Source organism: Bittarella massiliensis (ex Durand et al. 2017) (genome assembly GCF_001486165.1).
Taxonomy (GTDB): domain Bacteria; phylum Bacillota; class Clostridia; order Oscillospirales; family Ruminococcaceae; genus Bittarella; species Bittarella massiliensis.
In genome coordinates this window covers 462,662-476,232 of sequence record NZ_LN908975.1, presented here as the reverse complement: position 1 = coordinate 476,232, position 13,571 = coordinate 462,662, and the positions used below count along the sequence as shown (strand labels likewise).

Below are 13,571 nucleotides of genomic sequence, written 5' to 3'. Positions count from 1 at the left end.
GTCTCTCCCCCACGGAGAAACGGCTTCTCGCCTTTTTAGTTCTCGCCCGCCTGTTCGCCTGTTGCCCCATCCGCGCGCCGCTTTTCCGCCCGCTGCCGAGCGCGCGACGCCTTTTCCCGGTAAAAGGCGTCGATCTGTTCGTCCGGCCGGCAGAGTGTCCGCCGGGCGGAAAAGGTCTTGCCGGTGCGCCACAGCTTGAGCCGCACGAAAAACCGCCCGTGTTCGGGGCAGACGGCCATGGCAATGCGCTTTTCGCCGTTTTGCTCTACCCACTCGCCCCTCTCCAGCGGCCGCCCGCACACAGGGCAGGGGATTCCCCCCACCGCCCCTTCCAGGGCGGCCGCCGGGTCCGCCAGCCCCCGAAACCCGGCGCTGACCAGCACATCGGCGCAGAGGAGGGCGGAGGTGGCGTCCCGGTACCCGGCGATCCCCTTGTCCAAGTCCAGCCGGGCGGCGATCTGGGCAGTGCTGCGGGCATCGTGTAGGGCGTCGTGGGCCGCGTCGTCCGGGGCCAGCCCCAGCTTTTCCAATCCCGAGGCCAGAGACCACTGCCGGTTTTCTCCCGTCACCTGCTCGTTGAAGAGCACCTGCAGGTTGTAGGGAGCGGCGATCCAGTCGGTGGACAGGCCGTGCAGCCGGGCGTTCTCCTTGAGCAGCGGGCCGTCGTCGTGCCCCCAGGTCAACAGGGCAAAATCCTCCCCGCACCAGCGGTGAAAGGCGTCCAGCGCCTGTGGGAAGGGCATCCCCCCCGCCAACATCTTCTCGTCGATGCCGGTGAGTTTTTTGACATACCGGTTCATCTTGGTGTAGCGGCAGGGGCGGACCACCGCCTCAAAGCTGTCCGCCACCCGCTTTTCCCCGTCCAATTTCACCGCGCCAAACTGAATGATCTCCCCGGCCAACCCCTCGATTGCCCGGTCCTGCGAGACCGGCTGGTTCCACTCCAAATCCAAAATCACATAGTTCATCCGTCTTATCCCCTCACGGTTCCCGGTCGCCGTTTTCCGCCATCAGCCGCGCAATGTCGTCCTCCCGGTAGCCCAGCAACCGGCCAAAATTCACTGCCAGCCGTTCCCTCGCCGCCCCCCGGTAGGCCCCGCCGGCCAGCAGCCGCGCCTTCTCCTCGCCAATGGCCCGGTAGGCCACAATGTCCTCCTCCCGGCGGTAAAACACCAGGTTGTAGCTGCCCTCGTTGAGGGCGCGGGGAAACAGGTCGGTCACCAGCCCCCCGTTCTCCAGAAAACAGCGCACACCGTATTTCCGGCAGAGCTCCTCCGCCACCGGCAGGTAGCTGTCCCGCTCCTCCCGGGTGGGGCAGGGGTGGCTGAGGGCGATCCTCTTGACCCCGGCGTGGACCATCTCGCAAAAGGCGTCCATCACCCCGCACTGGTAGGAATAGGCATCGATTTGCCGCTCCATCTGCGTCCCCCTCTCCCCCGGTCCAAGCCGGGCGATCTGCTCCCCCTACCATACCATTTCCCAGCGGCCCCGGTCAATGCCCGCCCGCCAAAAAAGGGCCCGGCCAGGCTGTCGCCTCCCGGACCCTTCTCCTATACTGGCGCCGTCTTCTAGCGCATCCTTCCGCCCTGTTGGCCGGGCATGCCGCCCATCTGGCCGCCGCCCATTCCCCCCTGGCCATAGGTGGTGGCCAGTTCGGACAGGGTCACCTCCGCCGTCTGGCTGCCGGCGCACAGGGTGTAGCTCTCCCCCTGCTTCATTGCAGGGCAGCTGACCACTACCGACTGGTAGGCCTTCTGGGGGGTATAACTCACCAGGGTGTTGCCCGCGCTGTCCTTGAGGGCAAATTCGGTCCCCGCCGCCACCGACGAGGGGAAATTGCAGAGGATGGAGCCCTGGGCGGAACCGCTGGTAAAGCCCATTGCCATCCCCACACTGCCGACCGCCACCACGGTGCCGCCGCTGATTTCGCCGCTGCCGTCGTAGTCGAGGGCCCCGTCCCCCCCGCTGGTGGGCCCGTCTACATAGACGGTGCCACCGCTGATCAGCAGGTCGCCGTTGGAGTCGATGCCGTCCCCGGCCGCGTCTATCCTGAGCACCCCGCCCGAGATGGAAATGGTAGCCGCGTCCCCGTCGCCGGCAAAGCCGTTCTGTCCCGGCCTGCCGCCTAGGGAGGAACCGTCGTTCCCCCCCGCCGCGTTGAGGCCGTCGTCGCTGGCCACCAAGCTGATTTCGCCGCCGGAGATGTCGATGTGCAACCCCTCGATCCCCTCGTAGCACTTGGCGATCTCGATGGTGCCGCCGCCGATCTGCAAGCTGCCGTCGGCGTGGATGCCGTCATCCCCTGAGGAGAGGCGGAGGGTCCCGTCCGTGACCGTCAAATCGCCATTGCAGTGGAGGGAGTCGTCCGACGAGTCGATGTCAAAGGTGCCGCCGTTGACGATCAGCTCGCTCCCCGCCTTCAGCCCCTTGGCGCTGTCCCCGCTCTGGGTGCCGGCGGTGTCGATCTGCTGGGCCGCGGTCTGCACCGTCTGGGTCCCGGTGGGGGTGGCGTCGGGCGCGCTGCCCATCCCCCCGGGCATCCCTCCACCCGGCCTCTCCCCGCCGGGCATGTCGCCGCCCCACTGGCCCCAGCCGGGCTGGGCCTCGCCGGCGGCGTCGGTGCTGGCGTTGGCGCTGCCCCCGCCGCTCACCACTTCAAAGGTCCCCCCGTCGATCCAGAGGACCGTCTCCGCCTGCACGCCGTCGTTGCCCGCGTGCAGGGTAAAATCCCCCCCGGCAATATAGACAAAGCCCCGCCCGGCGTCCTCGGCATTGCTCGACTGGATGGCGTCGGTCCCGCTGGTGAGAACAAAGGTCCCGTCCCCGATCTTGACGCAGTCCTTCCCCGACAGGGCCTGCCCCACCGCGGTCACTGTCAGCTCCCCGCCGGTGATCACCAGGTCGTCCTTCGAGACGATGCCGTGCTTGTAGTTGCCGTCCACCGTCAGCGCGCCGGCGCCGTTGACGGTCAGATCCGCCCGGCTGAAGACGGCGCTGTCCAGGTTGCCGTCGGCCTCGTCCAGGGAGTAGCTCTCCCCGTCACTCAGGGCGTTTTCGCTCCCCTCCGCCAGGGTGATGAAGACCTTGTCCCCCTGGGCGATGTAGAGGACCGGGCCGGTGCTGCAGTGCACCGTCACCCCCTGCAGCACCAGCTGCACCTTCTCCTCTTTCCCCACCGAGACGCGGATCTGCCCCTCGTCCCACCGTCCGGAAAGGAGGTAGGTCCCCTCGGCGGAGATGGTCAGCACCCCGCCGTCCAGGGCCGCACCGCTGCCGGTGACGGTCGCGCCGGAGCCGTCAAACGCCACCTTGGTGGCGCTCCCCTCGTCGTATCCCACGTCCAGGTCCCGGGCGGTAAAGGTGATGTCGATGTCGGCGGCGGAGACAGCGGGCGCGCCGCTCTCCTCCTCTCCGGTCTCTTCGGCCGCCTTCTTCCCGCACCCCGCCAAGCTCCAAAGGGCCAAGGTCGCCGCCAGCAGCAGCGCCAGCTTCTGTCTTTTTCTCCCTGTCAAATCCATACGCCTTCTTTCTCCACTCACAGCTCCTCGGTGAGGAGGGGGAGGCGGCCGCAGACAATCTCCAGATTGCCGTTCCGGCAGCGCAGTTCGTCCAAAAACGCCTTTTCCTGGGCCGGGTCCCGCAGCGCGATGCGGTAATCCAGCCGGTAGAGGCTGCCCATGTTGGTGGTCTTGACCTGCTCCAGCTTCCAGTGGGCGGTGTAGCGGGCAAACAGGTCGTCAAAGAGGTCGGTGTAGTCCAGCGTCTCGGGGATGGTGATCTTCAGTTCCTTTTCCAGCTGTTTTTGCTCCCCGAATCGCAAGCAGGTGTAGAGGATGCTCGCCCCGCCGATGACCAGCACGAAAAGGGCGGCCGCCGCCAGGTAGCCCATGCCGGTGGCCAATCCCACCGCCATGGCCAAAAAGATACTGCAGATCTCCCGGGCGCTGCCGGGAGCCGAGCGAAAGCGCACCAGGCTGAAGGCCCCCGCCACCGCCACCCCGGTGCCCAGGTTGCCGTTGACCATCAAAATCACCATCTGCACCACCGCCGGCAGCAGGGCCAGTGTCATGACAAACCCCTTGGTGTAGCGGTTGCGGAAGGTGTGGATGGCGGCGATCGCCGCCCCCAGCACCAGCGAGGTGGCGGTGCAGAGGAGCAGCTTCCCCAAGGAGAGGGCCGCCGCGGCGGACGAGGTCGTCAAAATGCTGGCAAAAAGCGAATCAAGCACAGATGGATGCCCCTTTCTCTTTCAGGTGTCGGTCGTCTGCGGGGGCGCTGCCCCCCATCTTCTGGCAGTAGGCGCTGCCGTATTTGGAAAAGGAGATGGGGAAGACCCCCTGCCCGCTGAGGGCATCTGCCAGCCAGAGGGGCAGCGCCCCCGGCGCCTTGATCTCCATCAGCCGCTCTCCCGGCCGCAGCAGCGGGTCGCCCCAGACCCCCTCCCGCAGGGAGAGGGCCTCCTCCCGCCAGCGGATGTCCCGGTCAAAGGTCACCCGCAGCCCCTCGTCCCGCACCCCGCAGAGGGCGACCCGCTCGCAGGTGATGAGCATCCGCGGGGCGACCTCGCCGTAAAAGTGGCAAAACCAGTCGATTTCCCGGGTGATCTGGCTGGGATTTCCCGCCGGTTGGCCGCGGTAGAGGTAGGCCTCCGCCTCATCCAAGGTCATCTGCACCCGCCGCTTGTAGACGATGCCCCCGTATTTTTTCTTTAGCTCCACAAAGACCGGGTCGTCGCCCCTTACCTCGCCGTAGCTGCGCAGCCGCAGTTTTTCCTTGTAGCCGGGCTTCTCCAGCGAGCGGCGGATCAGCCGGTAGCTGGGGGTGTCGAAATAGACGCTGCACACCGTGCTGCGGCCGTACTGGTCGGGCTCGGTCCGCCCCTCCATCTCTTGGCGAAGGGCCCGGTACTGCCCGGGGGTGAGGAGATACTTTTTTTCATAGCGCTCAAAAACGCCCTGGTAATCCCCCATTTCGCTGCCTCCTTTTTGCATTCGGCAGGGGGTTCCCCCCGCCTTTTCTCAAAGTGTACAGGGCCAACCTAAAAACAACTTAAGGCCCTCGACCCCTTCGGCCAAAAAGGGCGCATGTTCCCCCAAATCCTCCCCGAAAAGGAAAGATGGAACAAAAAAACAGCTCCCAGCAGACGGCCGTCCGCTGAGAACTGTTTCTTTGCTTATTTCTGCCCTCCCGGGCCCTCTATCCCCGCCCGCAGGGCGACCAGAAAGCGGATCTCCCCCTCGCCCCGACGGGCGGTGATCCTGCCGCCGTGGGCCTCGGCGATGGCGCGGGCGATCGAGAGGCCGATGCCGTACCCGCCGGTGGCGCGGGCGCGGGAGGAGTCGGCCCGGTAAAAGCGGTCGAAGAGCCTGTCCAAATCGCCCTCAGGCAGGCTGTCGGCGGTATTGACCACCTCCAAAAAAGCGCCCCGCCCCCGGCGGCCGGCCCGCAGCTGGATGCGCCCCCCCTCGCCGGCGTACTTGACGGCGTTGTCCAGCAGGATGGAGACCAACTGCCGCACCCCGCCCTTGTCCCCGCAGAGGGCGACCCCCGGCTCGATTGCCAGCTCGAGGGTCTGCCCCCTCTGCCGGGCGGGGGCGAGAAAGGGCTCGGCTGCCTTCTCCACCACGTCGGAGAAGGAGAAATCGCTCAGGGAGAGGGCGATCCTCCCCTCCTCCATGCGGGAGAGGGCCAGCAGGTCCTTGACCAGCCGCTCCAAACGGGCGGTCTGGTTGCGGATGCTCTCGGTCCACTGGTTGGCCCCGCTCTCCAGCTCCAGCACGTCGGTGTTGGCCGAGATGACCGCCAGAGGGGTCTTGATTTCGTGTCCGGCGTCGGTGATGAACTGCTTTTGCTTCTCCAAACTCTCCATCACCGGGCGCACCGCCCGGCGGGAAAAAACGCTCACCAGCACCAGCACCACCAAAAAGCTGGCCGCCGCCACCCCGCAGGAGACCGCCAGATAGAAAAGCCCGGTGCGCATCTGGCTGCTGCAGTCGACAAAGACCACCATGCTCCCGCTACCGCTGGCGGTCTTCAGGTATTTGTAACTGCCCTTGTAGCCGCCCGTTCGCCCCGAGGCGAGCACCTCCTCCCCCAGGCTCCGGGCCTCCTGGGAGGAGAGGGCGGCAATGTGGCTGGTGTCCAGCTGGGAGACCTGTCCCGCCCCGTCGGCCCACACCACAAAATAGCGGGTCTCAAAGGGAGTCTCCTCGGTCATGCCGGGGCCCAACAGCCCCTCTTTCTGGGGCTTCTCCCCCCGGTAGGGCTCCTTCCCCCCCGCCGGGAACCCGCCCCCGTTTTGGGAGATCAGTTCCAGCAGCCGGTCCGCCCGCCGGTCCATCTGCACAAAGTTCACGGCGTTGATGGCCCCCACCAGCACCACCATCACCGCCAGAAGGGAGCCCATGGCGATGAGGACGAACTTGCGCTGCAGCCGCTTGATCATCCCCTCTCCTCCAGCCGGTAGCCGATGCCGCGGGCCGCCTGGATCTGCACCCGGCTCTCCAGGGCCGCCAGTTTCTTGCGCAGCCCCGAGAGGGTGACCCAGACCACGTTGACCTCGGCCTCCGCGTCAAACCCCCAGACGTGCTCCATCAACTGCTCGGTGGAGAGGTAGCGCCCGGGGTTTTGCAGCAGCATTTCAAGCATCTGAAACTCCTTGTTGGCCAACCGCTGGGCCCGCCCTCCACAGCGCGCCTCAAAGCTCTCCCTGTCCAGGGAGAGCTCGCCAAAGGTGAGGGTGTTGGGGGCGTATACCTCTCGGCGGCGGGTCATGGCGCGGATGCGGGCCAACAGCTCCCCCATGGCAAAGGGCTTGCTCAGGTAGTCGTCAGCCCCGCCGTCCAGCCCGGCAATGCGGTCCTCGATCTCGGCGCGGGCGGTGAGGAGGAGCACCGGCGTCGAGACCCCCTGCTCCCGCAGCCGGGCCAGCACCTGCAAACCGTCCATCTTCGGCATCATGATGTCCAGGACAATGCCGTCGTACTGGCCGCTCTCGCCGTAGGCCAGGGCGTCCTCCCCGTCGTAGACGGCGTCCACCTCATATCGGTTGTGGCGCAAAATGGCCACCAGGGCGGCAGAGAGCTCCCGCTCGTCCTCGGCCAGCAGCAATCGCACAGCGCCTCTCCCCTCTCCTTCCGCCGCCCCGGCCGGCGGCCCCTCTCTCCAATCGGGTGCCCCCCGGGGGGACATCTCCCCCTGCCCGCGGCGTTTTTTTCCATTATACCCCGGCATCGGGGAAAACCCAAGGCCGCGGCGGTCAAATTTCTCTTTTCACCCTACCGCCTCCGCCTAAAATCAACTTAAAGAAAATGCCCTCCCCCTTCTTCGTCGGGCCGTCCCCTTTTCTCCTGCCGTGCTCTCCCTTGCCCTCCTTTGCTCTCCCTTGCCCTCGTCCCCTGCGCCGGGTATAATGGAGAAAACAAAGGTTTGCCCACATGGCACAGAGGAGGGAGAGCCGCTTGAAACAGCAGAGCTTTTTTGATTCCCGCACCCAGTCGCAGCCCCTGGCCGCCCGCCTGCGGCCGGAGACGCTGGAGGAGTTCGCAGGGCAGCGCCACCTGTTGGGGGAGGGAAAGATCCTGCGCCAACTCATCGACCAGGATTTGATTTCTTCCATGATTTTCTGGGGGCCGCCGGGGGTGGGCAAAACCACCCTGGCCCGCATCATCGCCCGCCGCACCCAGGCGGAATTTGTGGATTTCAGCGCCGTCACCAGCGGCATCAAGGAGATCAAAGAGGTGATGGCAGCGGCCGAGCGCAGCCGGATGATGGGGGACCGAACCATCCTCTTTGTGGACGAGATCCACCGCTTCAACAAGGCCCAGCAGGACGCCTTCCTCCCCTATGTGGAGCGGGGGAGCATCACCCTCATCGGCGCCACCACCGAAAACCCCTCCTTTGAGATCAACTCGGCCCTTCTCTCCCGCTGCAAGGTCTTTGTGCTCCAACCCTTAAAGGAGGGGGAGATCGTCGAACTGCTCCACCGCGCCCTGACGGACGAGCGGGGCTTTGGCAAGTTGCAGGTGGAGATGGCCGACGAACTGGTGCAGGCGGTGGCCGCCTTTGCAAACGGCGACGCCCGCACCGCCCTGGGCACTCTGGAGATGGCCGTCCTCAACGGAGAGCGGCAGGGGGAGCGGACGGTGGTCACCCGGGAGAGCCTGGAGCAGTGCATCAGCAAGAAGTCCCTCCTCTACGACAAGGGGGGCGAGGAGCACTACAACCTGATTTCGGCCCTGCACAAGTCGATGCGCAACAGCGACCCCTCGGCGGCCATCTACTGGCTGGCGCGGATGTTGGAGGCCGGGGAGGACCCTCTCTACGTGGCCCGGCGGCTCATCCGCTTCGCCAGCGAAGACGTGGGGATGGCCGACAGCCGCGCCCTGGAGGTGGCGGTGGCCGCCTACCAGGCCAGCCACTTCATCGGCATGCCCGAGTGCTCGGTCAACCTGGCCCACGCGGTGGCCTACCTCTCGCTGGCCCCCAAGTCAAACGCCCTCTACGCCGGGTACGAGAGCGCCAAGAAGGACGCCCTGGGGATGTTGGCCGAGCCGGTGCCCCTGCAGATCCGCAACGCCCCCACCCGCCTGATGAAGGAGCTGCACTACGGCGAGGGGTACGAGTACGCCCACGACGCCGACGAGAAGGTGACCGCCATGCAGTGCCTGCCCGACTCCCTGCTGGGCAAGCGGTACTACCAGCCCACCGACCAGGGCTCGGAAAAGCGCTACCGAGAGCGGCTGGAACAGATCGAGCGGTGGAAGCGGGAACACGGCTGGAAGGGATGATCCCCCTCCTCCCTCTGCAAAATCTCTGTCATTTTTCTCCCCGATCGGTTGCCATTTCGGGCAGCTGTGGTAGGATAGGGGTGACCCCCGTGCTGGGCGGTCCACCTGGCGCCGCCCCCGGCGCCCGTCTGGAAGGAGGCGTCTCAACAATGACCCACTGGCAAATCGCCCTGGCTTGTGCCACGGGCGCCCTGGCCCTGCTGGGCGGCGTCTACACCGCCTTTGCGGCGAGGGGCCGCGGCCCCATCCTCTCAAACACCTATCGCTGGAAGGGGAAAGCGGAGCGGCGCCGGGCGGACAAACGGGCCGAATACCGCCTGGTGGCGGTGATTTTTGGCGGGCTGACCGCCTTTTTCGCCCTGGAGACCGTCCACATCCTCACCCTATCAAAAATCCCCTTCCTCCTCGCCCTCTGCGCCCTGGGCTTTGACATGGTCTACGCCGTCGCCGACGCGGTGAAGAGCGGAAAAAAATAGCTGGCCGCGGCTCTGCGCGGCGAAAAAAGGAGTGCTGTCGTTTTGAAAACCATTTTGCTTGTATTGCTCGACCGGTGGGCCGACTGGGAGGGCGCCTATCTCGCCTCCGCCCTGGGAATGCTGGCCCCCGGCAAATACGCCGTCAAAACCGTCTCTTTGACCGGGGAGCCCGTCTCCTCCATCGGCGGGGTGCGGGCGCTGCCCGACTTCTCTGTGGACGGGGCGCCGGAGGAGTACGAGGCCCTCTTTTTGATCGGCGGCCTCTCCTGGCGGGAGGAGAGCGCCCGCCGGGTGACCCCCCTGGTGAAGGACTGTCTGGCCAAAGGGCGGGTGCTGGGCGGCATCTGCGACGCCGCGGGCTTCCTGGGGACCGTTGGGGCCCTCAACCAGGTGCGCCACACTGCCAACGACCTGGGGGACTTGAAGCGCTGGGCAGGGGAGGCCTACACCGGGGAGGAGCGCTATCTCACCCGGCAGGCCGTGCGGGACCAAAACATCGTCACCGCCAACGGCACCGCCGCCCTGGAATTTGCCAAAGAGGCCCTGTTGGCCCTTGACGCCGCCCCCGAACCCCTCATTCAGGAGTGGTTCGCCTTTCACAAGCTGGGCTACTACAACGCCCCCCTGTCGACCATGTCGTGATCGACCCGGCCCGCCGAAGGCGGCGGCCGCCTTTCCCCCTGCAAAAAATGAGAGAGAGACGAGGGTATCGCAATGGGACTGTTAAAGGGTTACAGCAAAGAGGAAAAGAGCTGGATGATGTACGACTGGGCCAACTCGGCCCACAGCGTGGTGGTGGTCACCGTGCTGCCCATCTTCTACGGCACCGTGGCCGGCTTCACCCGGGACTCCTCCAGCAGCATGGCCACCTGGGGGTACTGCACCAGCATCGCCATGTTGCTGGTGGCCCTGTTGGCCCCCATCCTGGGGGCGCTGGGCGACTTCTGGGGCTGGCGCAAGCGGCTGTTCTGCATCTTTTTGGCGGTGGGGGTCCTCTCCTGTGCCGGGCTGGCCATCACCCCCCTCACCGGCTTTACCGACACCGCCGTGGCCGAGCGGGTGGGCCTCTGGATCTTGGGGCTCTATATCGTCAGCACGGTGGGCTTCGCCGGGGCCAACCTCTACTATGACAGCTTCCTCGTCGACGTCACCTCCCCCGAGCGGATGGACCAGGTCTCCCTGCTGGGATACGGGCTGGGTTACATCGGGGGGAGCACCATCCCCCTGCTCCTCTTCCTCCTCCTCAACCTGGTGGGGGTGGAGATGATCTATTGCCTGAGCTTTGCCTTTGGCTTCACCGCCCTCTGGTGGCTCTGCTTCAGCTGGCCGCTGCTCAAAAACGTCCGCCAGAAAAGCGGCGCCCCCTACCGCCCCGGGGCGGTGAGACAGGCCCTGAAGGGGCTGGGCAAAACGGTGAAGGAAATTGTTCGCCACCGGCAGATGCTGGTCTTCCTGCTGGCCTATTTCTTCTATATCGACGGGGTGAACACCATCATCCACATGTCCACCAGCTACGGCGACACCCTGGGCCTGGGCTCCACCGAGATGCTGCTGGCCCTGCTGCTGGTGCAGCTATTGGGGCTGCCCTTCGCCCTGCTCTACCAAAAGCTGGCTGGCCGCTTCGGCGCCCGGACCATGGTGGGGGTCGGCATCGGCATCTACATGTGCATCTGCGTCTTCGGCTTCTTCATCCGCTCCATCTGGCAGTTCTGGGTGCTGGCCATCCTGGTGGCCACCAGCCAGGGGGGCATCCAGGCCCTCAGCCGCAGCCTCTTCGGAAAGATGATCCCCGACCGCTCCCGCTCGGGCGAATTCTTCGGCTTCTACGACATCTTCGGCAAATTCTCGGCCATCATCGGCCCCAGCGTGGTGGCCCTGGCCTCCTCGGTGGCAGCCTCTGTCATCCGCTCCTCCCGGGGGATCGCCGCCGACGCCCCGGCCGCCGTGCTGGAAGGGGTCGCCCAGGAGGCCGCCCCCTGGGGGGTGCTCAGCATCCTGCTGATTTTCCTGGTGGGAGCGGCCCTCTACTTTGTCGTCCTCCCCCGCTGCGAGAAACGGGTGGCCGCCCCCTCCCCCCTCCCCGCCGAGGCGGGGGAGCCGGCTCCCTGACCCCACGCCTCGATGGGCGCTGGACGGCAGCTCCAAAGGGGCATCGCGTGGGCTCAGCCGCCCAGGGCGCAGCAGGGTTTTACGGCCGCGTGTACCCCACTGCCGCCGCCAGACCGGCGATCCCGGACACCCCTTCATGTCACCCACCCCCAAAAATCGCATTCTTTTCCACCCCTCCAACACCCTTTCAGAAAAGACTTCCGCCAAATCGATTTGACCCCCCGGTAAAATCAGGGGGCGCGAAGCGGCAAAAAAGAGGGCCGCGAGAGAGATCCTCTCGCGGCCCTCTTTCTCTGCGAGGTCGACTTTAGGCGGGGGGCAGGACGATCCAGTAGCGCTGGGTCACGCCGCCGTCCTCCCGCTCCCGCTCGTCCTCCAGCACCCCGCCGCAGGCGAGGATGGTCCTCGCCGAGGCGCGGTTTTCCCGGTTGCAGGTGACGAGCACCCGCGCAAGTCCCATCTCCCGGCAGCGCGCCAGCCCCTGGCGGAGCATCTCCTTGGCGTACCCCTGCCGCCGCTGGGAGGGGCGGACGCTGTACCCGATATGGCCGCCAAACTGCAGCAGGTAGTCGTTGAGCCGGTGGCGGATGTCGATCATCCCCACCAGCCGCCCGTCCTCCGGCCGCACCGCCAGCAGGGTGGTGGCGGGCACCATGCCGGGGAGAGCGGTCTCCTCCCGCCGGTTCCGGCGCACCGCGGCCAGCCAGGCGGCAAAGCTGCCCGCTTCGGCAAGGCCGGCGGTGCCATCCAGGCTGTCGCCCGCCTCCAAAAATTCGGCGCGGTAGCAGAGCACCTGGTCGCTCCACTCCTCGCTGGGAAACACAAGCTGTAACGGCATCAAAAGCCCTCCTCTTTTCACCGCCGGGCGGCGGGTGTTTGGGGCATCATACCATCTGCCCCCGGGGCTGTCAAGGCCGCGGCGCCTCCTCCCCGCCCCGGCGGGCGACGGTGCTGCGGTTTTCGGTGCCGGCCAGCTTGTCGTAGGGCAGCCGGTGCTGCCGGGTGAGCCCGGCGGCAAAGAGGGAGAAGACGAAGAAGGCCGAGACCAGTCCCAGCAGGGAAAAGAGGACCAGCACCGGCAGGTTGAGCCCCTGGGAGAGGGCGGCGCGCCGCTCAAAGAGCCGCAGGGCCACCACCGGTGCGGGGAGAAAGACCAGGTAGAGCATCCCCTGCCGGACCAGAATCTGCCAGAAGCGGGGGCGCTCTCCCCCCTCCCCGGCGAGTTTGAGCCCCACCAAGGCTTTGCCCAGGGTGCGCCCGCCGGTGAGCCAGGGCAGCGCCACAAAGTAGAGGAGCACCAGCCCCAGGTAGAGCAGGGCCGCTCCCCAGCTGCGCAGCCCCAGCAGGTCACGCAGGCCGGGCCAGCCCAAACCCCGGTGGGCCAGGGTGACAAGGCCCGCCAGCAGCCCCCAGTCGAGGCAGAAGGCCACCAACCGCCGGGGGTAGGAGACCCGCCGCCCCTTGCGGTAGGAGAGGGTGTCCAGCTGCTGCCGGGTGGGGAGCAGCCAACTGAGGGCCGGGGTGAGCCAAAAGCCCAGCATCCCCCCCAGGGTGTTGAGAAAGAGGTCGTCCACGTCAAACATCCGGTAGGGCCGGGGGTAGATGCCAAAGAGGGCCGAGTACTGGATGAGTTCAAAGCAGAGTGTGACGGAAAAGACCAGCAGCAGGGTGGAGGCCCAGCCCCGCTTGAAGTAGTAGCACAGGTAGATCCCCAGGGGAAAGAGGAGCAGCAGGTTGAAGGCGGGCTGATAAAAACAGCCCTGGCGCAGAGCGGGCAGCCAGGTGGAGGGGTCGCCGGGCACCAGGCAGCTCTCCTGCAAAAACACCTGCACAAAGTGAAAGGGGTGCAGCTGGCGGATGGGGGTGGTCATCTTCGCCACCTGGGAGATGGGCGGCAGGGGGAGGGCGGTGAGGAAAAAGGCGCACATCAGGTAGAGGATGAGGGAGTAGACGACGAGCACCCGAAAGAGGAGCAGCGCCCCGTACCGCCGGTACTGGGCCACCACATAGGGCAGGGAGAAAAGGGCGGCCAGCACCGGGAAGAGGAGGAAGGCCGCCTGGATGGGGACGAGGTAGGAGCGCACACAAAACACCGCCTTGCTGCGTGTACATTGGAAAACATCACTGCCCTATCTTTGCACACCTGTAGCGCCAAATCAAGGCGCAATTTTTAAAGTTCCAAAACCCCACCAAAACA

The 13,571-nt window shown here is 66.1% G+C and carries 13 protein-coding genes; 4 read left to right on the top strand and 9 right to left on the bottom strand.

Going from position 1 to position 13,571, the window contains the following annotated elements; translation table 11 throughout:
• Positions 1-35: 35 nt before the first annotated feature.
• The 7 genes from BN3266_RS02585 to BN3266_RS02555 form a co-directional block, all read right to left on the bottom strand.
• Complete coding sequence (locus BN3266_RS02585; protein WP_059003536.1) at positions 36-968, bottom strand: 3'-5' exonuclease; 933 nt, start codon at positions 966-968, stop codon at positions 36-38.
• A 13-nt stretch (positions 969-981) separates the two neighbouring features.
• Positions 982-1,419: a hypothetical protein gene (locus BN3266_RS02580; protein WP_059003534.1), complete on the bottom strand. Its 438-nt coding sequence runs from the start codon at positions 1,417-1,419 to the stop codon at positions 982-984.
• 149 nt (positions 1,420-1,568) lie between these two features.
• Positions 1,569-3,518, bottom strand: coding sequence for a carbohydrate-binding domain-containing protein (locus BN3266_RS02575; RefSeq protein WP_059003532.1), 1,950 nt, complete (start codon positions 3,516-3,518; stop codon positions 1,569-1,571).
• A 17-nt stretch (positions 3,519-3,535) separates the two neighbouring features.
• Positions 3,536-4,228 carry a DUF4956 domain-containing protein gene (locus BN3266_RS02570; RefSeq protein ID WP_021658060.1) on the bottom strand — a complete coding sequence of 231 codons (693 nt, stop codon included), beginning with the start codon at positions 4,226-4,228 and terminating at the stop codon, positions 3,536-3,538.
• Positions 4,221-4,970: a polyphosphate polymerase domain-containing protein gene (locus tag BN3266_RS02565; protein ID WP_059003530.1), complete on the bottom strand. Its 750-nt coding sequence runs from the start codon at positions 4,968-4,970 to the stop codon at positions 4,221-4,223. The genes BN3266_RS02570 and BN3266_RS02565 overlap by 8 nt, the downstream gene beginning before the upstream one ends.
• A gap of 203 nt (positions 4,971-5,173) precedes the next feature.
• On the bottom strand, positions 5,174-6,445 hold the full coding sequence (locus tag BN3266_RS02560; RefSeq protein WP_059003528.1) for a sensor histidine kinase: 1,272 nt from the start codon (positions 6,443-6,445) through the stop codon (positions 5,174-5,176).
• Positions 6,442-7,116, bottom strand: a complete 675-nt coding sequence (locus BN3266_RS02555; protein ID WP_044991735.1) for a response regulator transcription factor — start codon at positions 7,114-7,116, stop codon at positions 6,442-6,444. The genes BN3266_RS02560 and BN3266_RS02555 overlap by 4 nt, the downstream gene beginning before the upstream one ends.
• A gap of 344 nt (positions 7,117-7,460) precedes the next feature.
• Here BN3266_RS02555 and BN3266_RS02550 point away from each other — a divergent pair, with 344 nt between their 5' ends.
• From BN3266_RS02550 to BN3266_RS02535, 4 genes are all read left to right on the top strand, one after another.
• Positions 7,461-8,789: a replication-associated recombination protein A gene (locus tag BN3266_RS02550; RefSeq protein WP_059003526.1), complete on the top strand. Its 1,329-nt coding sequence runs from the start codon at positions 7,461-7,463 to the stop codon at positions 8,787-8,789.
• Between the two features lie 149 nt (positions 8,790-8,938).
• Positions 8,939-9,265: a hypothetical protein gene (locus BN3266_RS02545; RefSeq protein WP_059003523.1), complete on the top strand. Its 327-nt coding sequence runs from the start codon at positions 8,939-8,941 to the stop codon at positions 9,263-9,265.
• A gap of 42 nt (positions 9,266-9,307) precedes the next feature.
• Positions 9,308-9,907 (top strand): DJ-1/PfpI family protein, encoded by a 600-nt coding sequence (locus tag BN3266_RS02540; protein ID WP_059003521.1) that lies wholly within the window; start codon positions 9,308-9,310, stop codon positions 9,905-9,907.
• A 72-nt stretch (positions 9,908-9,979) separates the two neighbouring features.
• Positions 9,980-11,374, top strand: coding sequence for an MFS transporter (locus BN3266_RS02535; RefSeq protein WP_059003519.1), 1,395 nt, complete (start codon positions 9,980-9,982; stop codon positions 11,372-11,374).
• A gap of 307 nt (positions 11,375-11,681) precedes the next feature.
• Here BN3266_RS02535 and BN3266_RS02530 read toward each other — a convergent pair whose 3' ends face one another.
• Together BN3266_RS02530 and BN3266_RS02525 are read right to left on the bottom strand one after the other, a co-directional pair.
• A complete protein-coding gene (locus tag BN3266_RS02530) occupies positions 11,682-12,212 on the bottom strand; it encodes a GNAT family N-acetyltransferase (protein ID WP_059003518.1) in 531 nt (176 codons plus the stop codon).
• Positions 12,213-12,282: 70 nt separating this feature from the next.
• The gene (locus BN3266_RS02525; protein WP_059003516.1) at positions 12,283-13,458 is read right to left on the bottom strand and encodes a VanZ family protein; all 1,176 of its coding nucleotides are present in this window, start codon (positions 13,456-13,458) and stop codon (positions 12,283-12,285) included.
• Positions 13,459-13,571 lie beyond the last annotated feature (113 nt).